We start from the raw sequence: 21992 nt of genomic DNA, 5'->3' as shown, positions 1-21992 counted from the left end.
TCTGGTTTGATCCAAATCACGGCTCTGTCGGCGCGATTTTGTTAAAATTAAGCATGTCGAAGTTAGCAATGCAATCAAGTCAAATCGCAGATGGTAAGGGGAGTGTTATGCAGTTTCTAATTAAAGGAGTGGTCATTGTTGCCTTCGCAACAGCAGGTCCGGTGTTTGCCGAAGGTGATCTAAGCCGGGCAAATGTGATCGACGTCGTGATTGAAATGGGTAGCAACGACGACGGGATGTACCTGAAACCCGATAACTACGAATTTGTGACCGGGCAGGCCTATAAGTTGATCCTGACCAATGTTGATGACATCAAGCATGAGTTGGCGCTAAATGAAATGGGCGAGCGCGTGTTCACCCGGAAAATTGAAGCTTCCGATACCGATGGCAATCTTATCACTGAAGTGAAGGGTGCCATTCGCGAGGTCGAAGTTGGACCAGGCCAGATCGTTGAGTGGTTCATTGTGCCGGTTCAAACAACTGACGAGGCGGTTGAGATCACGTGTGAAATTCCCGGGCATTATGAAGCGGGAATGCATGCAAGCGTGGAAATCAACTAGCGATTTTTGACCGTGCTTCAGGTTTCTGGAGCGCGATTGATGGTTTCAAGCCGATCCGCGAGTTCACTCTCCAAAAACCTTTCCAGCCCGTCCATATCCACCGGCTCAAACTGGCCAAAGCCCTGCATCCAGACCGAGGCATCGCGCATCGCGTCGGGTTCCAGCTTACACCATTTCACCCGCCCGCGCTTTTCCTGCGCGATCAACCCGGCGCGGCTCAGGATGGTGAGGTGTTTGGAAATTGCCGCCAGCGACATCTCAAAAGGGTCCGCCACATCCGTTACCGCCATATCATCCTCCAACAACATGGTGAGGATCGCCCGACGGGTCGGGTCGGCCAGGGCGGCAAAGACGGTATCAAGTTCACTGGACATACCGCGCACATTAGGCGCCTGTTTCGTTAAAGGAAAGCCGCGCTTGGTTTGCCAAAAGCGGGGTGAAACCAAAATCAACCTTTTGGTTGAATATGCCAATTCGCGGCTTCTGGGCGAAAGACGCCAAGTGACAGAAGCGCGCAGGGTAGGTGGTTTTTGAAAAACATCCTTAATATCAAGTATCTACCGTGTTTCTGGGGCTGTGGACTCTGCAATTGACTCTGTGGCCCCAGCGCCTTAGCACCTCACATAGAAATCGCGTGAGGATGGCGCCTGTGACAGATGATGACCAAAAGCAGCGCATGGCGCAGCTGGAGGCCAAACTGGCAGCGGCGCGTAAGGCCCAAGAGCCCAAGCCGCGCGCGGATGAACACTACTCTCTGGCCAATCAGGCCTGGCGGATGGTGATAGAATTGGTGGTCGGTCTTGGGATCGGCTTTGGCATCGGATTTGGGTTGGATCACCTTTTTGGGACCCTGCCTATCTTTATGGTGCTGTTTATACTGCTGGGACTTGTCGCAGGGGTGAAGGTGATGCTTCGCACCGCGCAGGAGATCCAGGAACAGAAACTGGCCGAACAGGCCGATGAAAATGCAAAGGCTCAGGACTGATCGCGTGATCAACACCTGACGACAGGAGAAGCGGAACGATGGGCAAGCTGTTCTTTTACGTAGCATTGGCACTGGTAGTGGTGTCTGGCGTGCTTTTTGCACCTGAGCACGCGGCTCTGGCGATCCACCCGATGGATCAGTTCAACGTCGCCTCGCTCACTGGTGGCGCAGTAAACACCTTCGCAATCACCAATGTCACCCTCTGGCTTGCCCTGGCGGTTGTCTGCGTCTTCTTGCTGATGGTTGTTGGCTCTTCGCGCCGCGCCATCGTGCCTGGCCGCGCCCAGTCGGTTGCGGAACTGACTTATGGGTTCATCTACAAAATGGTTGAAGACGTGGCCGGCAAAGACGGCGTCAAGTTCTTCCCCTATATCATGACCCTGTTCATGTTCATCCTGATGGCCAACTTTCTGGGCCTGATCCCGATGTCCTTTACCACCACCTCGCATATCGCTGTTACCGCGATCCTGGCGGGTCTGGTGTTCTTTACCGTCACCATCGTTGGCTTTGTCAAAAATGGCGCCGGTTTCCTTGGCCTCTTCTGGGTATCCAGCGCGCCTCTGGCCCTGCGCCCCATCCTGGCCATCATCGAACTCATTTCCTACTTCGTACGCCCCGTGAGCCACAGCATTCGTCTGGCTGGCAACGTCATGGCGGGCCACGCGGTTCTGAAGGTTTTTGCAGGTTTTGCGGGCGCTCTGGGCCTGTTCAGCTTCCTGCCGATCTTTGCCATCACCGCAGTCTACGCTCTCGAAGTTCTGGTGGCCTTTATCCAGGCCTATGTCTTTACCATCCTGACCTGCGTGTATCTGAAAGATGCCCTGCATCCGAGCCACTAAGGTCTAGATCCAACAAGTTACCGGATGATCCGTTCCTGGGTCATTCGGGTCCCAAATCACCACATTCCATCGTAAGGAGAATACCCATGGAAGGCGATATCGCACAACTCGGTCAGTTCATCGGCGCAGGCCTGGCAGCAATTGGTTCCGGCGCAGCCGCAATCGGTGTTGGCCACGTAGCCGGCAACTTCCTGGCAGGCGCTCTGCGCAACCCTTCGGCAGCAGCCGGCCAGACAGCTACTCTCTTCATCGGCATCGCCTTTGCAGAAGCCCTGGGCATCTTCTCGTTCCTGGTTGCTCTGCTGCTGATGTTCGCAGTCTAAGACCTTAGGACACTTTATCCTTACGGTCGGGCGGTAGGCCCAATGGCCCACCGCCCGATGTAACGGCAAGTTCCCTAGGAGGACGACATGGCATCTAATACGCAAGACGCAGCTCACGGCGCCGCCGAGGCCGCGCACGGCTCTGCTCCGGGCATGCCGCAGCTGGACCCTGATACCTTCGGGAACCAGATCTTCTGGCTGGCAATCGCGCTGGTCGCGATCTATCTCATTTTGTCGCGTGTCGCGCTGCCCCGCATTGCTGCGGTTCTGGCAGAGCGTCAGGGGACCATCACTAACGACCTTGCTGCGGCTGAAGATCTGAAAGCCAAGGCAGTTGAGGCCGAAGACGCTTATAACAAGGCCCTGGCAGACGCCCGCGCCGAGGCACAGCGTATCGCCGCCGAAACACGCGCCGAAATCCAGGTTGGCCTGGACGAAGCGATTGCCAAGGCGGATGAACAGATTGCAGCCAAAGCGGCTGAGTCTGAAAAAGCCATTGGCGAGATCAAAGCTGGCGCGCTGGAAAGCGTGAAAGTTGTGGCCGCCGACACCGCCGAAGCTCTGGTAACAGCGCTGGGTGGCAAAGCAGATGCAAAAGCAGTCGCGACAGCGGTTGCCGACCGGATGAAAGGTTAAGGACATGCGCACAGTTCTGGCAATTGCCCTCACCCTTGGGGCCACCAGCCCGGCGTTTGCCGCATCTGGTCCCTTCCTGTCGATGAGCAACACCAACTTTGTTGTTCTGCTCGGCTTTCTTCTGTTTGTTGGCATTCTTCTGTTTGTCAAAGTGCCTAGCCTGCTGGGTGGCCAATTGGACGCCCGCGCCGAAGGTATCCAGAAGGAACTGAACGAAGCCCGCGCCCTGCGGGAAGAAGCTCAGACCATTCTGGCCTCCTACGAGCGCAAGCAGCAGGAAGTTCAGGCACAGGCCGATCGTATCGTGGCTGCGGCCCGTGAGGATGCGGCGGCGGCTGCCGAAGAGGCAAAGGCGGATCTGGAAACTTCCATCGCCCGCCGTCTGGTGGCAGCAGAAGAGCAGATCGCATCTGCCGAAGCTTCTGCAGTGAAAGAAGTACGCGATCAGGCGATCTCCATCGCTGTTGCTGCTGCCGATCAAGTGATCGCCAAGCAGATGACAGCGACCGAGGCAAACAAACTGATCGATGCGGCGATAACCGACGTCAACGACAAGCTGCACTAAATCACAACGATCACAGTATCTGAGTGTTCAAAACCCGGCTCTTGTGGCCGGGTTTTTTTGTCTTTGCTTTTGTTCCAGGCCGCATTCGCGTGGTTCGAAGGGGGATAGCTGCGCGTGACGCCGCGCCAGCCAATGCACACGCGCCCCATATCCGCTGGCGGCAGGTCCGACTGGAAGGGATGCAACGGGCAGGGATTTTGCGGTGGCACAGACTGGGTGCAGAGGTCGTCAGGTGTCTGCTTTGACGCTATTTTATCAACATTCTACATAGCGGCCAAAGTCCGCTATGTAGAACGCGTGCATTTTTCCTGTTCAGGAATGCGCCCTTTTAATGGGCCATCATTTCAGATGCGATCTCTGCACCGCTCAACCCGGCTGGGAAATATGTTGGCCAGTTGGTGACTTCTGTCAGCAACTCAGCGCGATCATTACCCCAGTAAAGATGATAGTGGTCAGCCTTGGTTGGTGCAATCTTGTGGTCGCTGAACTGAATGAACCGAGGCGCGGCCGCGTCGCCGCCGGATTTTTCAAAAATGAAGCGCACACCCTGATTGCCGGATTTGTAGGTCAGGATTTCATATCCGTCTTCCGCGTACTGCCCCTGCACAGGTTGGCCGTCCCGGAAAAAAGTCACGCTGGGGCCGTCGATCAGGATACGCTCCACATCTGTTTTGTAGCCGACCTCGTAGTAGGCACGGTACTCCTCAGCGGATTTTTCTCCATGTTCAGCTTTGTGTTCCATCACTGCATCCAAAGTGCCGTCTTGCAGGAGCGGGTAAAGCGACTGCCAGTCGCCACCCCAGTCAGACAGGTTGCGGGCTTTAACCGCAGCGGCGTCGACCAGGGATGGCTCGTCGTCCTTATGTGAGTGTGTATGGGTGTGGGTGGTGGCGGAATTTTCCGCTGTTTGCGCCATTACCTGCGCCGAACTAACGATCAGCGCGCCAAGCGCAATGACGCCAGCGCGTTTGAGGATTGTTTGTTTCATGTGAAGCTTCCTGCCTTTGCTATGAAAAAGTGTTATGATATAACATAACAAATTCAGTCAGTATCTTTCCCTGATTAATTTGGCAAGACGCACTGCCCCTAACCGCCAAGTTCAAGCCGACTTCGCGCAGAACAGTTGAAAGCGATCAGTGACCTGGCCAGAGCAAATGAAAGCTACGCCCCGCTTAGGCAACCTGCACGATTTACGGACAGCCCAGAGCCGCACTGGGTTCTATCGTGAGGAAACCAGAATTTACCTAATGAGCGGTGCCAATTGGGGGGCAGGGCTGCATCAGCTGCGCCTTCTTTCCCATTGGCCGCCAGTGATAGGTCGCGCCATCACAAGCGAAAGGGATTGGTCCAGGCGCGTTTGCCCGCAGCGTCCACCACTGTTACCCGCAGCCAGGGCGAATTGCGGAACCGGTGTAGCGGGATCTGGCCGCGGGTCATTGAGGCACCATGGATGGCTGTCGCCGCTTGGCCATGGCCTTGCAGGATCATCGTTGACGCGGCGGTGCTTTCGATCTCGATTGTGTCGCTGGTGAGTGTCACATTGCGAATTTCAGGCCCTTGCGAGCTGTAGAAATCGCCTTGTTTCAGGGCTTGCAGCAAAAGCTCAGGAGTGTTGGCCTCTGCCTTGACCATGACCCAACCGCCAAAATGGTCTGGTTCAGTGAAATGGGCGTCATCAGTGGCGATAAGCGTCATATCACGGCCTTCTGACAGCAACAGGTCGAGCACATGCCCGCCACCTTCGCGGTCGCAACCGATGGCACAGCCGTGATTATAGATTTCGACCGCATGCGCCGCTTTGATTGAACGCGCATCAGCAAGAGACAGGCCGGACCAGTGCGGATGGGCGATGGCGACAAATGCGCCGGCGTCCCGGGCGCGCGCCGCAAGTTCCGGGCCTGTTTCCTGATCGTCCACCGGATGAAAGCCCGGAGCGTTGGGCGCTGCAAATCCTTCGGGCAGGCCAACCGCAAGGATGTGCCACAGTTCGCCGTTTTCCATGGCGCCGGAATGCAGTTCCGCCCCGAGAAGCGTGGTGAACCCGTCGTCGCGAAATGGTTTTGTATCCGCAAGGGGATAGTCATAGGCGCCGATGAAATGATCCGTCAGCGCCAGGAAATCATAGCCTTCGGCCTTGTACCGGCGGCACACTTCTGCGGGCTCAAGGCAACCGTCCGACAGGGTCGAGTGGGTGTGCAGATTGCCCCGCCAGAAACGGCCGGGAGTTGAAAATGCTGACAAGACCATTGTGTTTTCCCCTTCGAAATTCTGATGCTTGAATAGGCGGTTCGGGAAACGGATTTGTGACAAATCTGTTGCGGAATCGGGATAGGGTGGCGCCATGAAACTGGACCGACTTCAGCGCGCCCTTCAGACCGGAAACTGGGGGCAGGCCGCAGATATACTTGCCCCTTTGGTGGCGGGTGCTGATCCGCATCCATCAATGATGTACAACTACGGCAAGGTCCTGATCGAACTTGGCCGGATGGCGCAGGCGCAGGCGATGTTGCGACGCACGGTTCAGGTCATGCCGCAGCATTCGGCCGCCTGGTTTGAACTTGGCCGCGCAGCGCTGAGTGCGGAAGATTTCGAGACCGCGTTTGAGGCCTTTAGCCGCGCGCTGGATCTTGAACCCACAGACATCGATGCGCGGCGCAATCTGGGACGGGTTGGGGTGCGATTGGGGCGGTTTGGCGCAGCGCAGGCGGCCTGGAGCGAGCTACGTGGCGATCCCGAGGCGGACCTGGCCCTGTACCGAATTGCGGCGGAGACCGGCGCGGCCAATACGTCGGAGCTGCGGCGGGACCTGCTGGATAACCACCCGGACAAGGCAGCGGTGATCCGCACTTTGGTGCGTGTGTCAAAGGGCTCGGTACCACTGAGCCTGTAGGGGCAGCACATAGGCCATTGGCGTCTGTTTCGGCGGGTCAAACACGCGATACAGCTGTTGCGATTTGTCTGGCTGCACTACGATCACATGGCAAAATGACCTGCGTGCCCCCTAACCGGGGCGGTGCCGCTGCCGGAAGCTCTTGCGATACACGCCGCGTTCCTGGCCCAGTGCATGCTGGACTTCACGGTTGCGGGCGATTTCGTTCTCCGTCATGTCACCAACATCCAGCGCAGGCACCTCGCGCTGGATTGCAAAGACCTGTGCGACAGGTGTTCCTTTGACCAGTGTGCCTTCGAAATTGGGGTCGGTCCAAAGCGCTGGGAAATGGACGTAGCCGTCTTTGAACAGATCACAGTCAACAACACCGGATAGCGCGCGAAAGGGCAGGTCTTCCCGGTTTAGCGGATGGGTGAACAGCAGCGACCAGCCCGGCGGCGTCTCGAGTGTCCAGAAGTTGATGAACTTTACCACCGTATTGCTGGCCAGCTTGAACGGGGCGCCACTGGCCTGTTCCGGCACATGCAGCCCAACCGGCGCGCGCGAAATCAGCGCATCCTGTAGGATCGGCGGATCCCAATCCCAGGCGATCTCACCGTTGCTGATGTGCAGATCCGTGGCCAGCGGGATGATGACACCGGACGACAGCGCATCAATAATGGGCGGGCAGTGCTTCAGTGTACGCACCACTTCGCCGCCAAGACTGGGGGCCGCAACCTCCGAGGGCATGGATTTCAGCCAGTCGGGCAGGGTCTGGGCCGCTGGCACCGGTTCGGGTAAAAGCGGGCGCAGTTTTGGATGACAGCGGGCGCGGATCACTTTTGCGCCTCGCGCCGGGACAGAAAGGCATGGGCGGTGGCCGCCAGAACGGTCAACGCGATGATGATCGTGCCGACGGCGTTGATCACAGGAGGGTGGCCATTGGGATTGCGCGCCATCGCACCAATTTCGGTGGCAAAGGTGCAGGACCCGCCCTTGGCGAACATGGTGGTGTTGTAATTCTCGATACTGGCCATAAAGCCGATCACCGCGGCCGAGACCAGCGCCGGGAACAGATAGGGCAAGGTCAGACGGCGAAACACCCGGAAGGGCGAAGCGCCGAGATCCAACGCGGCCTCTTCCAGTTCGATCGGCTGACGTTGCAGGCGCGCCATCAGGATCAGCATCGGGTAGCCGGCGACAAATGTGGTCTGCGCCATGATGATGGTAAAAAGCCCGGCATTCACGCCCAAGCGGCCCCAAAAGACCAGCGCCGACAGCCCCAGCACGATGCCTGGTGCCAGCATCGGCGACAGCAGGATCCACCACAGCACTCCGTTGGCACGCGAGCGCCAGCGGGTCAGCAGCACGGCCCCGGACAAGCCAAGGATCAGCGACAGCGGCACCACAAAGGCCGCCACATAAAGCGAATTTCCAAAACAGCCGACAAAACGGTCGCGATCCAGTGCCCGTAACACCGGGTCGGCGCGCATCTCGGTCTCGGACATCCAGAAATAGGCATACCACTTGCCGGTGAAGCCTTCCCACTGGGTGACCGAGGGGGGCGAGGTATCGTTGAAGGAGGACAGCACCATGAGCAGGAGCGGCGCGAACATAAAGGCGAGGAACGCCCAGGTATAGGCGTTCAGCAGGCCAGCAGAGCTAATCCCAAAGCGCACCGGGTTGGTTGGCGGCACAGCCGGGGTTTGAGTCAAATCGGTCATTGCACCCTCGCGAAATCTTTGAGCCGCGTCCGCATGAGCCACATGAACAGGCCCACAAGCACGAAACAAATCATGGTATAGGCAAAGCTGTAGGCCGCCCCGACATTCGAGTTCTCGGATTCAAAGAACTTATTGTAGATCGTCTGGCTGAACCATTCGGCCTGTAGCCCGCGACTGATGATGCGGGGCACGGAAAAGGCCCCGGCCGATAACATGAAGGTGGCAATTGCGCCCACAGCGATGCCGGGCTTGGAATGGGGGATGATGATCCGCCAGTGTACGCGCCAGGTCGAGGCTCCCAGATCCTTGGCGGCCTCGATCTGATTGCGGTCCAGCGTATTCATCACGTTGTAGATCGGGAACACCATGAACAGCACATAGGTGTAGACGATCACCACAAAGACGGTGCCAGGAAAGCGTTTGAACTGGATCGGGTCGTCAACAACATGCAACCACTGCAACACCCCGTTGAGCAGCCCGTTGTTGTCGATGATCACGGTCCAGGCATAGATCCGCATCAGCTCGACAATGGCATATGGAATGACAAGGCCCAGAAACAGCCATACGGCCCGTTCCGGCGTGGTGGCCAGGGCCACTTTGTAGGCCATAGGATAGCACAGCAGCAAGGCCAGCGCGGTGGCGGCAATCGCAAAGCTGAGCGTGCGCGCCAGGGTGATGAGGCCGATGCGTTCGTAGACTTTGCCGTCGCGTTCAAAGCGCAGGCCAATCAGGCCGATCAGCTTTTTGGACAGCTTGGCATCTTCGATGGTCTTTTGCGTCTCCGACAGGGGGATCATCCGGGCCTGTGTCAGCCAGCCAAAATTGGCCAGGGTGTAGGGGGTGGCGCGGGCTTCACGGGCCTTGAGATCGACAAACAGCGCTTTCGCCCGTTCGGAGATTTTTTCTGCGGTTGCGATTTGTTTTTCAACGGTGTCGGCATCCGAGACAGCCATCACTGGCAGGCCATATAGCGTATCTAGATACTGCGATGGCTCCCCGCTCGCCCGCACAAGAGATTTATGGGTATTGGCCCTGTCGCATTGCAGGATATAGGGCCGCGTTGCCTGGGCAGGGGTTTGGCCTGTTGCCGAGGGTACGGCCATACCGGAGGAAGACGGAACAGCCATGCCGGAGGCCGATGGAATGCCCATCCCGCCTGCGGAGGCTGCTTCGGCATCGGGCTGCATTTCATAGGTTTTCAGCACCGAGATACAGGTCTGGGCGTCGCGCGACAGGCTCAGCGCCACCGAACTATCAAGCCCGCGTTTGGGCGCGGTGATGGCACGTTCCAGCATGGTCAGCTGCGGCAGGATGATCAGGATCAATCCCCAGACCAGCACCGCACCAAAGAAGAAGGCGGAGAGAGCGGCCCCATAGCCTTTCAGCAAACCCTTCATTGCGCGGCCAGCTCTTGCCCGGTGCGCGCAAGGGGGCCAGAGGGTAAGATCACGGCACTCTCGGCGCGGAACCCGATTTTGGTATCACCTTCCGAGGGCACATGGACCTGTCCGTCGTTGGTGATGTGCACCGCCAGTTCAGTGCCCTGGGCATCGAAAAACAGATTGAGAAAGGCGCCTTCCAGATCGCGGCGTTGCATCCGGGCCAATAGCTGGTTTTCTACATGGTCCAGCAGCATCGCTTCGGGTCGAACGAACAGCATCGCCTCGGCTCCGGGGGCAAGGTCGTGCGGGTTGCGGGCGCGGAACCGGCCCATCGGAGTTTCTATGTCCGCCATGCCCTCGCTGGCCGCCATTACCCGCCCCTCCAGGCGGTTGGCTTCGCCCACGAAGGAGGCCGTGAACGCGGTTTGCGGGGCCGAATAAATCTCGTCGCCGGTGCCAACCTGTTCGATCCGTCCTTCGTTCATCACGGCAATCCTGTCGGACATAGTCAGGGCCTCACCCTGGTCGTGGGTGATGTAGATGAAGGTCACACCGGTCTGTTTCTGGATGGCCCGCAACTCGGCCCGCATGTGCTGACGCAGCTTCAAATCCAAAGCCGACAGCGGCTCATCCAGCAACAACACCGCAGGTTCTACGGCCAATGCCCTGGCAATTGCCACCCGCTGGCGTTGACCGCCCGACAGCTCTCCCGGTTTCTTCTCCGCCTGATCGCCCAGAGCGACCAGATCAAGCAGCTTTTGCGCTTGGGCGCGGCGGTCGCGTTTGGACAAGCCGCGGGATTCCAGACCAAAGGCCACGTTTTCCCACACTGGCATCAGCGGAAACAGTGCGAGGTTCTGAAAGATCAGCGCGGTTGGGCGGGTGTTCGGGCCGATCCCGGCCATGTTCTGACCGCCGATCCGCACCTCCCCCTCGGAAGGCTCAATAAACCCGGAGACGGCGCGCAAAATCGTCGTCTTGCCACAGCCCGACGGCCCGAGGATCGAAAAAAACTCACCCGCCTGAATGGTCAGGTTGGTGGGCTGCACCGCCCTGAATCCATTGGGATAGGTGATCGACATATTGTCGAGTGTGACGTCCTTGCCGCGCATGATTGCCCCCGGAAAAAAGAGTGGGAGAGGCGCGGACGCCTCCCCCCAAGTTGTTTCGAAAACCCACCCTGCCGATCAGGCGTTGGTGATGATTTCCACAAACTCGTTGCGGATTGGGGCAAAGAACGGCGTATCCGCCTGCCACCACCACATGTTGCCCAGAACGTCCGCAGTGTAGACGTCGTTGAACTGGCGCTTGAAGTTCTCGGAGGCATGGTCTGCCGCCCCCATCACAGCCGAGTTGTAGCCCGTGTTGTTGGCGAACATGCCACCCACTTCTGGCTGCAGCATGAAGTTCATGAAGGCCACAGCCTGTTCGGGGTTCATCGCCTGTTTCAGCATGCCGAAGCTGTCGAGCCAGGTGATGATGCCTTCTTTTGGCGCGCGGTAGACAAAGTTCTCGTCTTCGCGGTTCAGCAGAAGGCCAGTGGTGTCCCAGGTCTGGCCGATGACGCAGCCCGCGTCCTTGAAGGCGGCGGTGGCTTCGGTTGCATTGTTCCAGAAGGCGCCAAAGTTGCCTTTGCGTTCGATGATCCAGCCAGCAATAGCGCCCCAAACCCGGCGTGCATCCTCTTCGGATTTGTAAACGTCAAGCATGCGGTTGGACGGAACTTCGCCAATGGCATCAAGGTAGAGGCCGGTGCCCATGATGACCGACTTTTGACGGAAGGCCGCAGCGCCTTTGGCCTCGGGACGCCACAGGTCCCCAAAGCTGAGATCGGCATCCGAGATGTCGAGCTTACCACGGTTCAGGGTCAAACCTTCGGTGCCCCAGTCGAATGGCAACAGGACTTGTTTGCCGGCCTGCATGCCGCCCAAGCTGGCGCTGTCGCGCAGGAACGACGGGATCACGTTGTCGATTTTAACGTCGGCGGGGACTTCTGCGAAGAAACTGTCGCCGTTGTCGTCGATATAGCCCGATGCGTTGGTGATCGACGGGAAGACGATGTCAAACCCCTTGCCGCCATTGGCGCGGATGGTCGACTCGGCTTCGTCATTCGAGCCGAATGTGGTCAATTCCAGTTTGATGCCGGTGTCGGCTTCGAATTTTTCTCTGATATTGGGCTGGATATAGTCCTGCCATGCCAGCACCTTGACGCTGCCCGAAGAGGCAAGCGCATCGGTGGCGCGCAGGACCAGCGGCGCCGCAACAGCGGCGGCCCCCAACTTAATCGCGGAACGGCGAGTCGTTTTCATAAAAGCACCCTCATGTCATATATTTCACCCGGCGCGGGCTCTGCGCGTCGCTACCGTGCGAGTGAAACAGCCCGGTGACGCTTTTGTTGCATTCCTGTGATCCTGATGGCGCCGCAGCTGATCACCGCCGCACGCCATGGAAGAAAGGTCCGGGTGCGCCACCCCAGAACGCAGTTGCAGGATCCAACATCCGCCCTCGGCTTTGCGCCAATGGGGCGGTGCAAAGGCCCGTTTCCAGGTCATTGCGGGCCGATCTTCTGCCGGTTTGAAGAGGGAGGAAGAAATGAAAACCAAGTTTGCTGCGGCCATCGCCGCAAGTGCTGTTCTGTGTTCAACGGTCACGGAGGCTTCGGCCGATACTCTTCGGTTTGCCCATGGCCAAGCGCAGTCTCGATCCGGATAAGCAGAGGCGGGGCGGCTCCGGTCAGGTGGGCGCTCCCAGATCACACGCATTGAGAGCAGCAATCAGAGCCGCCCCACGGTCGTTGACCAGAAAACCCTCGCCCATCTGCGTCATCGTGTAACCGATGGCGAGATCACGGGAGGGGTCGCAAAAGGCAAAGCTGCCGCCGGCGCCGACATGGCCAAAAGCCTGGTCTGGGATCAGGAAGCTGTCGCCGCGAGCCGGCCGTTCAGCGCTGCTGCGATTGTCCATTCGATGCATGAAACCACCACCGAACCGCGTCGGCTGCAGCAACATGCCATCGCAATGGGTAGCTGATGTGGTCCGGGTAAAGCGATCGCATGTGTCCTGGGTGAGGCCAAGGCGGCCCTCCGGGCGCATGGCGCCATGCAGGCGGGCCAGGCCGCGGGCATTGGTGACCCCTGAGGCGGCCCCGATTTCGGCGGCACGACCGGCGCGGGTGTTGACCCCCTTGGCCATCCAGTCGCCGTGGTTGAAAAAGAACAGGGCCTGGGGGGAGGTCTTGTCGCGCAGCGCCATGCCAAAGGCAGTCGGCGCGCCCCCTTTTTGTGGCACAAAATGTCGGATCGGAGCGACGCGGTGGTCCTGATCTTCGGGCAGGCCGATCCAGAACTCAATGCCCAGGGGGGCTGCGATTTCTTCGGCAAAGAACTGGCCCAATGTGCGCCCATCGGTGCGCCGGATGATCTCGGCAAGGATGAAGCCCCCGGTCACCGGATGATAGGCGGTCCGTGTTCCCGGCACGAACATCGGGTGCGCCTGTTCAAGGGCTTGTGCCATATAGGGGTGGTCCGTCAGGCAATCGGGTTTCAGCGGCTCTGTCAGAGCGGGCACCCCTGCGGAATGGTCAAGAACCATGTCCACGGATATGTCGTCCTTGCCGTGGCTTGCGAAGGCAGGCCAGTAATCGGCGACGGGCGCATCCAGTGCGATCATGCCACGCTGGGCAAGCAGGTGAATACACAGGGCCGTTGCGGGCTTTGTCGCGGAAAAAACCACGCTGAGCGTGTCTTCGTGCCAGTCTTGGGTATCGCTGACCCGGCCGCCCCAAAGGCTCAGCACCTCCTTGCCGCGCCACTCTAGGTGGACAGAGGCGGCGACCTCGCCTCGGGCCATGAAGTTGTCACAAAATGCCTCGGCAAGGGGCTCAAAACCGGGGGCCACCCTGCCACAGATCCGAGTGCTGCCCACAGGCGTTTCGACAGCGCTCGACCAGCGCTTCTGATTGGTGTCCATTGTTTCCTCCTCCTCGCAATGCCGCTGCGCCTTGCGCGGCGTGGCGCGACCGCCAAGCGCCAGTTTCGGTCCTGAGCGCACCGAAAGGCGGTTGCCAGCTCTGCTCAGAGCGTTTAAGTCATTTGCTTGAGCCATCTGACTTCATGGAATAGACAATGATTTCAAGCCCGTCAATCGGGAAGGGAGGAGCATACCAATGACCATTCAGAACAAAGCGCTAAAGACAGACGTGGACCGCGATCTTTTGCGAGTGGGGATCAGACAGGGCAACATTCCGACGCTGCTTGCGGTTCTCTATCAAATGTCTGGTGATGCCCGTTGGTTACGTCCACCCTACACCCCCGGTCGTGCGCGTGGTCTTGATGACAACGATGACGGTGGACTGCCGCCGGAAATCCAGGACGAGATCCGGGATGCAGCGCAGCAGGCGATTTTTGCCTGGCTGGATGGGGTTCAGCTGGCGATCCCGGCCCCCGATCATCAGACGCTGGCGAACATGCTGTCCGTGTCGATGCACGAACCGGTGCCCGATAGCTATGGCGAGGTCATCGCATCCGATTTGGGGCTGAGCGAACATAGGCTCAGCCCACAGGTGACCTGGCCTGCGGGGACACGCGCGCTTGTCATCGGTGCCGGGGTGTCGGGAATATGTGCCGGGGTGAACCTCCAGCAGATGGGGGTTGATTTTGAGATCATCGAAAAGAACGAGGACTTTGGTGGCACCTGGTGGGAAAACCGATACCCCGGCGCCGGGGTGGATACTCCAAACCACATCTATTCCTTCTCCTTTGCGCCGAATGACTGGTCGCGCTACTTTGCCCTTCAGGGTGAGCTGCTGACCTATTTCCAATCCGTCGCGGACCGGTTTGACCTGCGACAGGCAACGCGGTTTGAAACGCGCGTCGATGAGGCGCGCTGGAATGACGAGACCAGAAAATGGCAGGTCACCATGACCGGGCCCGATGGCACGCGTACCGAAACCTGCGACATTCTGATGAGCGCCGTCGGCGTTCTGAACACGCCCCAGATACCGGACATCCCGGGGGCAGAGACCTTTGCGGGCGTCGCGACCCACACGGCTCAATGGCCCGAGCATCTGGATGTTACGGGCAAGCGTGTCGCTTTGGTGGGCAATGGCGCCTCGGGCATGCAGGTCGCCCCGGCCATTATCGACAAGGTCGAAAAGCTGACGGTTTTTGCCCGTTCCAAGCAATGGGCCGCGCCGTTTCCGCAGTTTCAGAAAAAGGTGCCTGACCCGGTGCGCTATCTCTTGATGACGGTGCCGCTGTATCAGCAGTGGTATCGCATCCGGCAATTCTGGACATTCAACGACCGTATCCATGAATCATTGCAAAAGGATCCAACCTGGCCCGAACCCGACAGGGCCTTGAACGCAACAAATGACCGGCACCGTCAGATCTTTACCGCGTATGTGAAGGCAGAGTTGGGGGACCGCCAGGATCTTCTGCAGGAGATGCTTCCCGATTTCCCGCCCTACGGAAAGCGCATCCTTTTGGACAATGGCTGGTACCGGACCCTGACCAAGCCAAACGCCGAACTGGTGCCCGCGCGTCTGTCACGGATCGAGGGCAGTACGCTGATCGCAGCAGACGGGTCAACCTCAGAGGCGGATGTTTTGGTCTATGCCACGGGCTTTAAGGCGGCCGAGATGCAGTCCTCCTATGAGATCATCGGACAGGGCGGCCAGCATCTGAAGGACGCCTGGGAGACGGACAATCCCTCCGCTTATATCGGCTCGATGGTGCCGGGATTTCCGAACTTTTTCACCATCCTTGGGCCGAATGTCGGGCTGGGACATGGCGGCAGCATGATTAAGGCAATCGAGCTGCAAACCTCGTTCATTTTGTCGATCATCAGCCGGATGTTCGAGCGGAATGCGCAGACCGTCGCGGTGACCGCGCAGGCCCATGAAAGCTACAATGCTCGTATCGACGCGGCACATAACAAAATGGTCTGGACCCATCAGGGCACCGAAAACTGGTATCGCAACAGTCGCGGGCGGGTGGTGGCGATTTCGCCCTGGCGCAACGATTACTTCTGGTCGCTGACCCGGGATGTCGATCCGGGTGCTTTCACATTCGAAACCTGATCCGCAGGTTTGGCCGGAATGGCTTTGACCTTGGGGCATTGTCTAAGCTATCGACGGACCCAATACTGAAAATAGTAGGATGTTCGCATGACCCTGGATACCGCTGATGACGACACCCGCGAACGCATCAAACGCGCGGCGATCCGGTTGTTTGCGCGGCAGGGTATTGATGGAGTGTCGGTGCGGGCGATCCTCACGGCGGCCGACGTCAAGAACTCGGCGGGCATCCATTACTATTTTCGCACCAAGGACGTCCTGATTGGAGAGCTGGTATCGGATGCTCTGACACGGACGCGGCGCGCCCGCAACGCTGCCCTTGATGCGCTTGAGGCCTCGGGGGCACCGATTTCCGTTCGCGACGTTGTTAATCTGATCTGCAAGGTGGAAACCACAGAAACCAACGATCCCGAAGCGCGGGCCGATTTGCCCATCGGGTTTGGTCATATGCGGTTCATCTCGGTGATGCAGCTGAACCACCGCGACAAGTTCACCCAGGCGGTTGAGGCCGAAGGGGACGACAGTTTTGAACGCTGCATCGCGCATATCGCCAAGGCCTTGACCGAGGTGCCGCGCGCGGTGCTGAACCAGCGTATCGTCTTTTTCTATCAGTTCGCGCAGGCTTCTTTGTCGGCGCGCGAGGCGGCTTTTGTGCAGACAAAGGATGGCGGCAAGCTGTGGGGCGATCCGAACGCTCTGGAAAATCTAATTGATAGCCTCACGGCAGGCCTGATTTGCCCTGGCCACCTGGCCTGAGCGGGTTTTGATGCGGCAAAAACAGGAAACGCCGCCCCGGACAGGGCGGCGTTTTTCGTGGCTTGGGTCTGGCGTTGGGCTGGGATCAGCGGGCCAGTTCGAGGATCTGCATCACATCAGAGGGTTCGCTGATCTGGCGCGGATTGGTTTTGCCCCAGATGTCATCCATGGTGTATTCCGCGATCTTTTGCAGCTGTTCGGCTTTCACACCCACCGCCGTCAGGCTGCGCGGCATGCCAAGATCCGCGATGAACTGATCGACCTGCTTGGAGGCTGCGGTGCCGCCCTCGCCAAAGATGGCCCGGATCGGAGCCTGACGGTCGCCATTGATTGTTTCGTTCCATTGCAGAACGAAAGGCGACATCACGCAGGAGGTATAGCCATGCGGCACGTCGCATAGCCCGCCCAGAACGTGGCCGATCGAGTGGCTCGCCCCCATTGGGACACCGGCAATGATCGGCAGCATGGACTGCCAGACGCCAATCTGACACTTCATGCGGGCCTCAAGATCGGCCGGGTCGGCCTTGCTGCGCGGCAGGCCCTCGACCAGAAGACGCAGGGCGCTTTGCGCCAGACCGTCGCAGAAGTCGTTGGACTGGAACGATTGCAGGGTTTCAATGGCGTGATCAACACCCCGAACCCCGGTCGACAGCCAGAGCCATTCGGGAGTGTGCACGGTCAGGGCAGGGTCAAGGATCACCGTGACCGGCGCCATCATCCGTTCCTGATAGCCTTGTTTGTGCTTGGTCTCCGGGTCCGTCGCCCCGGAGAGTGGGTTGAACTCGCCGCCCGACAGGGTTGTTGGCACGCAGAGGGTGCGGATATCCTGGCTTTCGAACTGCGGGATCACCATGGCCCCGGCGTCGTCCACTGTGATGTGATAGGCATCCATGTCTTTGGTGGTGCGCACGTTGTGTTTCAGCATCACCGGCACGATCTTGGCGCAGTCGGTCACCGATCCGCCGCCAACCGACACGATCAGGTCGGCGTTGGCCTTGCGGGCCACCTCGGTCGCTTCCATCACATTGTCGCGCGGCACATGCGGTTCGACACCGGAAAAAGTAGCGGCATGACGCGCCCCCAGTGCGGTTTCGATCTTGGTGATTTCGTCCGTGTTTTCGACCAGCGATTTGCTGGCGATCAATACCACCCGTTCGGCGCCAAGCATTTCTGCCTCGGCCCTGAGAGCATCTGCTGCGGGTTCCCCAAAGCGAACCCGTTCTGTTGAGGTCATCCCGACCATACCAGCTGTGAGCGTCATATATTCCTCCCTAATGCAACGCAAAACTATCGTGCCCCGCCCCAAAGCTGGTGCAGGGTGCCGTTTTCGCGCCACAGCCAATCAGGCCGTGGTGCTGAACCTTTCTCCCTTGATGCGTAGCCCCTCGGCCTCCCGGTCCCATGTGTCTGGGGTTTTGCCTTCGGTACGAAGCCTGTGTTTGAGAACCTTGGCGGTTGGGGTCTTGGGCAGGCCGTTGTTCAGGATCCGCACGTAGCGCGGGATCATGAAATAGGCGAGGCGGTCCTTCAGGAATTCAATCAGCTGGGCGGGATCCAGTTCCCGGCCTTCGACCGGGGCGACACAGATCAGCACATCGTCTTCGCTGTGCTCGCTGGGCACGGCGACTGCTGCGGCCTCGGCCACGTCGGGGTGTGCCAGAACTTCGCTCTCCACCTCGAACGAGGAAATATTCTCACCGCGGCGCCGGATTGCATCTTTGACCCGGTCAGCAAAAAAGAAGTTGCCGTCCGCGTCCTGAATGAAGGCATCGCCAGTATGGAACCAGCCGTTGCGCCATGCTTCTGCCGTGGCCTCGGGCATTTTGTAGTAGCCGCTGTTCATCGCCCAGGGGCGGTCGGTGCGGATGACCATCTCACCCATTTCGCCCTGCGGCACCTCGCAGTCGTGCTCATCCACCAGGCGCACTTCGACACCATCGCGCGGTTTGCCACAGGTCCCGCGCACCTCTGGGTTTGGATCCGAAATCAGCGGGGTCGAGACCTCGGTCATGTTGAAGATCGTGAAGACATCAAGCCCGAAGCGGTCGGAGAAACTTTTGGAGTTGGAGGCAAGCGGCACCATCACCACCAGGCGCAATGGGTTGTCTGTGTCGTCGGGGCGGGCGGGCTGTTTTTCCAGAAAACTGGCCATTATCCCAAGCAGGAAAGCGACGGTGCTTTTGGTCCGGCGCACGGAGTCCCAATAGGTGGCCGTGTCGAACCGGTCGACCATCGCAATAGAGGCCCCGCGCGCCAGCATGCAGAACATCGGACCACAGCCGCCGATATGAAACATCGGCGCGTTGATCATGTAACGGTCGTCTTCGGTGACGAAGGTCCAGGTTTCCGGGCCGGCATTTGAATAGAGATGCATATAGGACATCAGCACCCCCTTGGAGGGGCCGGTCGTCCCCGAGGTAAAGACCACCGACATCGGGTCCCAGGGCTCGATGGTGCGCTCCAGCGGCTCCAGCGTCCCACTGTGTGGCAGCAGCGCGTCTTCGTAGGTCTCCATCGGTAGCGGGGCATTATCGACCAGTCCGCCGGTAACGATCAGACGGTCCAGTTTCCCAAGATCAACACCCAACAGCCGCTCCACCAGACTGGCCTCGATCAGCGCCAAAGAGGCATCCGAAACGGCGATGACATGTTCCAGTAGTCCGCCTTTGTAGGCCGTATTGATCGGCACGTAGGCGGCGCCAAGATAGTTCAGGGCAAAGAATATGCGGATCTGTTCGCGGCAATTCGGCATCCAGACGAGCACGTGATCGCCCTGCTTCACCCCCCGTGACTGCAGCCCCACAGCGGTCTGCAGAATGAGCTCCCGGAAGGTCGCATAGGACCATTCCTCGCCGGTGTCGTCGAATTTGGCAAACACCTTTTCGGGCCGCTCCTCGGCCCACCGGTCGATGAGGTAGCGCGTGACCAGTTTTGATCGTGCGGGCATCCGCGAGTCGCGCGTCTCCAGGGACAGCGGGCTGTCCTTTGTCTTGAACATGATTTCCTCCCTTGCAAACCTGTCCGGTCCGCTTCTCCAAAGGGTGCGGCCCCCTCCAACCAGACCGGACAGCACACCTTCAGCGTTTCGCAGAGTGGATCACCAAAGAGGTGTGTAAGTCAATAGCTTTAATCGTTCGGCTTAAATCAGGAGGGGTGATGGCGTTACGGAGGGAGGAGACCCCAAATCGAGGACGCGGCCCATGCCTTTGAGATGGGCCATTGGGATGGAGACCACAAGGGCCGTAGGCCTCAGCCGTGATAACGCCTGCAAGCTGAGCAAGTCGGTCGCGAACTTTCACAGGATTTGCAGTGCGATGCCTGGAGCGGTGCTGTGTGAAAACGGCGCCCCTGGGGTTTGAGAGTAGTGCCCGCTGATGGCGTTATATCCGATTGAATTAGAGTGGCTATTTTACGCAGACCTGCCGCTGCAGCTAAAAACTGGTTAGACTGAACAAGCTGGGAGAATGAGCCGTGACCCCAGGGCTGTTGCGACAACGGTAAGCCTTTTCAAAGCCTGCGATCCCATATGGATTTACCATATAGGACACGCGACGTCGTGCGGACATGGCCTGTTGAGCACAGGCCATGTCATGCAGGAATACGCGATATTTCCCCGTTGTAGAGCCTATTCAGGCAGCACGGAGTATCGGTGAATTACAGGAGCGTTCCAGCAACGCTTTGCTGTCAAGAACGCGCACCTGGCTCGGCTTTGGAAGGCTGATCACGCCGACCTTTTCCAGGGCGCGGACCTGGCGAGAGACGGTTTCCAGCGTTAGGCTGGACATCTCACCAAGTTCGGCTCTGGTCACTGGCAAGTCCATTTCTTCGGGCGTGCCCTGACGCATATGAAACCAGGCCAGAATGGAGGCCACGCGTTCGGCTGCGGTCTTGCGTCCGAGCAGCAGCTGCCAGCGGTGCGCGTCTTCGATCTGGTCCTGCAATACACCAAACAGGTTGAGTTGCAGGCGTGGGATTTCTCTGCTGAGATCCGCAAACGCCTCGTGGTCGCAGGTCAGCAGACGGGTGTCTCCGATGGCGCTGAGACGTCCGCCTTTTTGGCGCGGGCCAAGTGGCGAAAGCGCCTCACCGGCAAAGGTCAGGGCAAACAAGCGCGTGCCACCCTGTGGCACCGATACGTCTTCGCGCAGGGCGCCTTTCAGCACCAACCCGATGTGCAGCGGTTCTGCCCTGTCACGCAGCAGTACCTCACCATCGGCGAGACAGTCTTCCTCGAACCGGTTCCAAACCCGGCTCATTTCATCGGCGTTCAGCCCCCGCAGGAGTGCAGGGCAAGTGTTGTTTGGACGGAGGGAGGCCTCTGCCCAGTCGTGGTTCATCGCGTTCATCTTGAACGTCCTTGTCGTGAAAGGGTGGACAAGGGGCAGGTCGCCCCCGGCGAAAGGGTCAAGCCGGGAGGGGAGGTGCGCGTGTTCGATGACGTCTGGGAGAATGGGAAGAGGTCGGCAGGGGTGCGGCGCTGCGCAGCGTCGTCGTTGCGATCAACCGCAAGCGGATCCACTCCCCGACGTAGGGCGGGGCATCGGTGCCTGCAACGCTGACCTGAACGCAGGACGCATCGTGGTGAGACACGGGGGCGTCATGGCTGGGCGTGGTGTCTTCAACAGGGATGATATCGCCTGTGTCAGTCAGCCAAACCTCTTGCTTGCCTGCGCTCGTGCACAGAACCAGCCGCAGACCTTGGGGGCCAGATGCACGCATAAACCCGTCCGGCACGGTGGCCGACCCGATCAGCGCCAGCAAAAGCAGCGCGCGTGTTATGAGGCCCGGGAGGAACAAGGACTAGTGGCCCGAATGGTCCATCTGGGAATGATCCGCCCCGTCGGCCGGGTCGACCATGAATTCCACCTCGACCTCGCCAGCCTTGCGGAAAATCAGCGTGGCCGGGATCATGTCGCCCTCTTTTGCGGTGCCCGTCAGCCCCATGAACATCACATGCATCCCGCCCGGTTCCAGGTTGACGACGTCACCTGGCGCAAGGGGAACACCGATCAGCGGCCGCATCTTGGCGATCCCGTCCTCAAAAATTGTGGTGTGCAAGGTTGTCGAGGCCGCAAAGGGCGAGCGCACACCAAGAAGCTCTTCGGGGGTCTCACCTTCGTTTGAGATGGTGATATACCCCGCAGCCGACTTGGCCGTGGCGTTGGGCGCCGGGATCGACGGGTGGATGATATGCAAATCGCCAGTCATCTGGTCGTGGGCCACAGCGGGCGCAGCCAGCAGCAGCAGGGCAAGTATCGCGCGTTTCATTTTTGTCTC

General features: G+C 59.1%; 22 protein-coding genes. 9 read left to right on the top strand and 13 right to left on the bottom strand.

Features of this window, described 5'->3' with window-relative positions:
- Positions 1–560, top strand: a 560-nt coding sequence (locus tag QZ268_RS04225; RefSeq protein ID WP_295448510.1) for a hypothetical protein, incomplete at its 5' end; no start/stop codon positions are given.
- Positions 561–577: 17 nt separating this feature from the next.
- Here the strand turns inward: QZ268_RS04225 and QZ268_RS04220 are convergent.
- Positions 578–934, bottom strand: a complete 357-nt coding sequence (locus QZ268_RS04220) for a metalloregulator ArsR/SmtB family transcription factor (RefSeq protein ID WP_295448507.1) — start codon at positions 932–934, stop codon at positions 578–580.
- 266 nt (positions 935–1200) lie between these two features.
- On the opposite strand from QZ268_RS04220, the gene QZ268_RS04215 reads away from it, so the two are divergent.
- The 5 genes from QZ268_RS04215 to QZ268_RS04195 all read left to right on the top strand — a co-directional run bounded on the left by QZ268_RS04215 (position 1201) and on the right by QZ268_RS04195 (position 3908).
- Complete coding sequence (locus QZ268_RS04215; RefSeq protein WP_295448513.1) at positions 1201–1545, top strand: AtpZ/AtpI family protein; 345 nt, start codon at positions 1201–1203, stop codon at positions 1543–1545.
- Positions 1546–1583: 38 nt separating this feature from the next.
- Positions 1584–2384 (top strand): F0F1 ATP synthase subunit A, encoded by an 801-nt coding sequence (locus QZ268_RS04210; protein ID WP_295448504.1) that lies wholly within the window; start codon positions 1584–1586, stop codon positions 2382–2384.
- 86 nt (positions 2385–2470) lie between these two features.
- Positions 2471–2707, top strand: a complete 237-nt coding sequence (locus QZ268_RS04205) for a F0F1 ATP synthase subunit C (protein ID WP_008205040.1) — start codon at positions 2471–2473, stop codon at positions 2705–2707.
- Positions 2708–2794: 87 nt separating this feature from the next.
- Positions 2795–3343 (top strand): F0F1 ATP synthase subunit B', encoded by a 549-nt coding sequence (locus tag QZ268_RS04200; RefSeq protein ID WP_295448496.1) that lies wholly within the window; start codon positions 2795–2797, stop codon positions 3341–3343.
- Between the two features lie 4 nt (positions 3344–3347).
- Positions 3348–3908, top strand: coding sequence for a F0F1 ATP synthase subunit B (locus tag QZ268_RS04195; RefSeq protein ID WP_295448493.1), 561 nt, complete (start codon positions 3348–3350; stop codon positions 3906–3908).
- Positions 3909–4236: 328 nt separating this feature from the next.
- Here the strand turns inward: QZ268_RS04195 and QZ268_RS04190 are convergent, their stop codons facing one another.
- Both QZ268_RS04190 and QZ268_RS04185 read right to left on the bottom strand, forming a co-directional pair.
- Positions 4237–4896 (bottom strand): metal-binding protein ZinT, encoded by a 660-nt coding sequence (locus tag QZ268_RS04190; protein ID WP_295448490.1) that lies wholly within the window; start codon positions 4894–4896, stop codon positions 4237–4239.
- Between the two features lie 338 nt (positions 4897–5234).
- Positions 5235–6155, bottom strand: a complete 921-nt coding sequence (locus tag QZ268_RS04185; protein ID WP_295448488.1) for a CehA/McbA family metallohydrolase — start codon at positions 6153–6155, stop codon at positions 5235–5237.
- A gap of 94 nt (positions 6156–6249) precedes the next feature.
- Between QZ268_RS04185 and QZ268_RS04180 the strand changes: the two genes are divergently transcribed.
- Positions 6250–6798 carry a tetratricopeptide repeat protein gene (locus QZ268_RS04180; RefSeq protein WP_295448485.1) on the top strand — a complete coding sequence of 183 codons (549 nt, stop codon included), beginning with the start codon at positions 6250–6252 and terminating at the stop codon, positions 6796–6798.
- Positions 6799–6909: 111 nt separating this feature from the next.
- Here QZ268_RS04180 and QZ268_RS04175 read toward each other — a convergent pair whose 3' ends face one another.
- The 6 genes from QZ268_RS04175 to QZ268_RS04150 all read right to left on the bottom strand — a co-directional run bounded on the left by QZ268_RS04175 (position 6910) and on the right by QZ268_RS04150 (position 13852).
- Positions 6910–7617, bottom strand: a complete 708-nt coding sequence (locus QZ268_RS04175) for a hypothetical protein (RefSeq protein ID WP_295448483.1) — start codon at positions 7615–7617, stop codon at positions 6910–6912.
- Positions 7614–8501, bottom strand: coding sequence for an ABC transporter permease (locus QZ268_RS04170; RefSeq protein ID WP_295448480.1), 888 nt, complete (start codon positions 8499–8501; stop codon positions 7614–7616). Before QZ268_RS04170 ends, QZ268_RS04175 begins: the two co-directional genes overlap by 4 nt.
- The gene (locus tag QZ268_RS04165) at positions 8498–9898 is read right to left on the bottom strand and encodes an ABC transporter permease (protein WP_295448477.1); all 1401 of its coding nucleotides are present in this window, start codon (positions 9896–9898) and stop codon (positions 8498–8500) included. Before QZ268_RS04165 ends, QZ268_RS04170 begins: the two co-directional genes overlap by 4 nt.
- Complete coding sequence (locus QZ268_RS04160; protein ID WP_295448474.1) at positions 9895–10995, bottom strand: ABC transporter ATP-binding protein; 1101 nt, start codon at positions 10993–10995, stop codon at positions 9895–9897. Before QZ268_RS04160 ends, QZ268_RS04165 begins: the two co-directional genes overlap by 4 nt.
- Positions 10996–11070: 75 nt before the next feature.
- Complete coding sequence (locus tag QZ268_RS04155) at positions 11071–12192, bottom strand: extracellular solute-binding protein (RefSeq protein ID WP_295448471.1); 1122 nt, start codon at positions 12190–12192, stop codon at positions 11071–11073.
- A 424-nt stretch (positions 12193–12616) separates the two neighbouring features.
- Positions 12617–13852 (bottom strand): serine hydrolase domain-containing protein, encoded by a 1236-nt coding sequence (locus tag QZ268_RS04150; protein WP_295448468.1) that lies wholly within the window; start codon positions 13850–13852, stop codon positions 12617–12619.
- A 196-nt stretch (positions 13853–14048) separates the two neighbouring features.
- Between QZ268_RS04150 and QZ268_RS04145 the strand changes: the two genes are divergently transcribed.
- Together QZ268_RS04145 and QZ268_RS04140 are read left to right on the top strand one after the other, a co-directional pair.
- Positions 14049–15962 carry an NAD(P)/FAD-dependent oxidoreductase gene (locus QZ268_RS04145; protein WP_295448465.1) on the top strand — a complete coding sequence of 638 codons (1914 nt, stop codon included), beginning with the start codon at positions 14049–14051 and terminating at the stop codon, positions 15960–15962.
- Positions 15963–16049: 87 nt separating this feature from the next.
- On the top strand, positions 16050–16715 hold the full coding sequence (locus tag QZ268_RS04140; RefSeq protein WP_295448461.1) for a helix-turn-helix domain-containing protein: 666 nt from the start codon (positions 16050–16052) through the stop codon (positions 16713–16715).
- An 85-nt stretch (positions 16716–16800) separates the two neighbouring features.
- On the opposite strand, the gene QZ268_RS04135 is transcribed toward QZ268_RS04140, so the two are convergent.
- The 4 genes from QZ268_RS04135 to QZ268_RS04120 all read right to left on the bottom strand — a co-directional run bounded on the left by QZ268_RS04135 (position 16801) and on the right by QZ268_RS04120 (position 21983).
- Entirely contained in the window at positions 16801–17976 is a 1176-nt protein-coding gene (locus QZ268_RS04135; protein WP_295448458.1) for an iron-containing alcohol dehydrogenase, read from the bottom strand.
- Positions 17977–18057: 81 nt separating this feature from the next.
- Entirely contained in the window at positions 18058–19713 is a 1656-nt protein-coding gene (locus QZ268_RS04130) for an AMP-binding protein (RefSeq protein WP_295448455.1), read from the bottom strand.
- A gap of 631 nt (positions 19714–20344) precedes the next feature.
- Positions 20345–21061, bottom strand: coding sequence for a Crp/Fnr family transcriptional regulator (locus tag QZ268_RS04125; RefSeq protein WP_295448452.1), 717 nt, complete (start codon positions 21059–21061; stop codon positions 20345–20347).
- A gap of 454 nt (positions 21062–21515) precedes the next feature.
- Positions 21516–21983 (bottom strand): copper chaperone PCu(A)C, encoded by a 468-nt coding sequence (locus QZ268_RS04120; RefSeq protein WP_295448449.1) that lies wholly within the window; start codon positions 21981–21983, stop codon positions 21516–21518.
- Positions 21984–21992: the final 9 nt, after the last annotated feature.

This window comes from uncultured Pseudophaeobacter sp. (genome assembly GCA_905479575.1).
Lineage (GTDB): Bacteria > Pseudomonadota > Alphaproteobacteria > Rhodobacterales > Rhodobacteraceae > Pseudophaeobacter.
This window is presented reverse-complemented; position numbering and strand designations above follow the sequence as displayed.

Coding starts and splice junctions, on each gene's coding strand:
- QZ268_RS04165 (WP_295448477.1), bottom strand. CDS start 9,898: ATGAAGGGTTTGCTGAAAGGCTATGGGGCCGCTCTCTCCGCCTTCTTC.
- QZ268_RS04185 (WP_295448488.1), bottom strand. CDS start 6,155: ATGGTCTTGTCAGCATTTTCAACTCCCGGCCGTTTCTGGCGGGGCAAT.
- QZ268_RS04200 (WP_295448496.1), top strand. CDS start 2,795: ATGGCATCTAATACGCAAGACGCAGCTCACGGCGCCGCCGAGGCCGCG.
- QZ268_RS04145 (WP_295448465.1), top strand. CDS start 14,049: ATGACCATTCAGAACAAAGCGCTAAAGACAGACGTGGACCGCGATCTT.
- QZ268_RS04195 (WP_295448493.1), top strand. CDS start 3,348: ATGCGCACAGTTCTGGCAATTGCCCTCACCCTTGGGGCCACCAGCCCG.
- QZ268_RS04190 (WP_295448490.1), bottom strand. CDS start 4,896: ATGAAACAAACAATCCTCAAACGCGCTGGCGTCATTGCGCTTGGCGCG.
- QZ268_RS04210 (WP_295448504.1), top strand. CDS start 1,584: ATGGGCAAGCTGTTCTTTTACGTAGCATTGGCACTGGTAGTGGTGTCT.
- QZ268_RS04150 (WP_295448468.1), bottom strand. CDS start 13,852: ATGGACACCAATCAGAAGCGCTGGTCGAGCGCTGTCGAAACGCCTGTG.
- QZ268_RS04170 (WP_295448480.1), bottom strand. CDS start 8,501: ATGACCGATTTGACTCAAACCCCGGCTGTGCCGCCAACCAACCCGGTG.
- QZ268_RS04160 (WP_295448474.1), bottom strand. CDS start 10,995: ATGCGCGGCAAGGACGTCACACTCGACAATATGTCGATCACCTATCCC.
- QZ268_RS04180 (WP_295448485.1), top strand. CDS start 6,250: ATGAAACTGGACCGACTTCAGCGCGCCCTTCAGACCGGAAACTGGGGG.
- QZ268_RS04135 (WP_295448458.1), bottom strand. CDS start 17,976: ATGACGCTCACAGCTGGTATGGTCGGGATGACCTCAACAGAACGGGTT.
- QZ268_RS04130 (WP_295448455.1), bottom strand. CDS start 19,713: ATGTTCAAGACAAAGGACAGCCCGCTGTCCCTGGAGACGCGCGACTCG.
- QZ268_RS04155 (WP_295448471.1), bottom strand. CDS start 12,192: ATGAAAACGACTCGCCGTTCCGCGATTAAGTTGGGGGCCGCCGCTGTT.
- QZ268_RS04220 (WP_295448507.1), bottom strand. CDS start 934: ATGTCCAGTGAACTTGATACCGTCTTTGCCGCCCTGGCCGACCCGACC.
- QZ268_RS04120 (WP_295448449.1), bottom strand. CDS start 21,983: ATGAAACGCGCGATACTTGCCCTGCTGCTGCTGGCTGCGCCCGCTGTG.
- QZ268_RS04125 (WP_295448452.1), bottom strand. CDS start 21,061: ATGAACGCGATGAACCACGACTGGGCAGAGGCCTCCCTCCGTCCAAAC.
- QZ268_RS04215 (WP_295448513.1), top strand. CDS start 1,201: ATGGCGCCTGTGACAGATGATGACCAAAAGCAGCGCATGGCGCAGCTG.
- QZ268_RS04140 (WP_295448461.1), top strand. CDS start 16,050: ATGACCCTGGATACCGCTGATGACGACACCCGCGAACGCATCAAACGC.
- QZ268_RS04205 (WP_008205040.1), top strand. CDS start 2,471: ATGGAAGGCGATATCGCACAACTCGGTCAGTTCATCGGCGCAGGCCTG.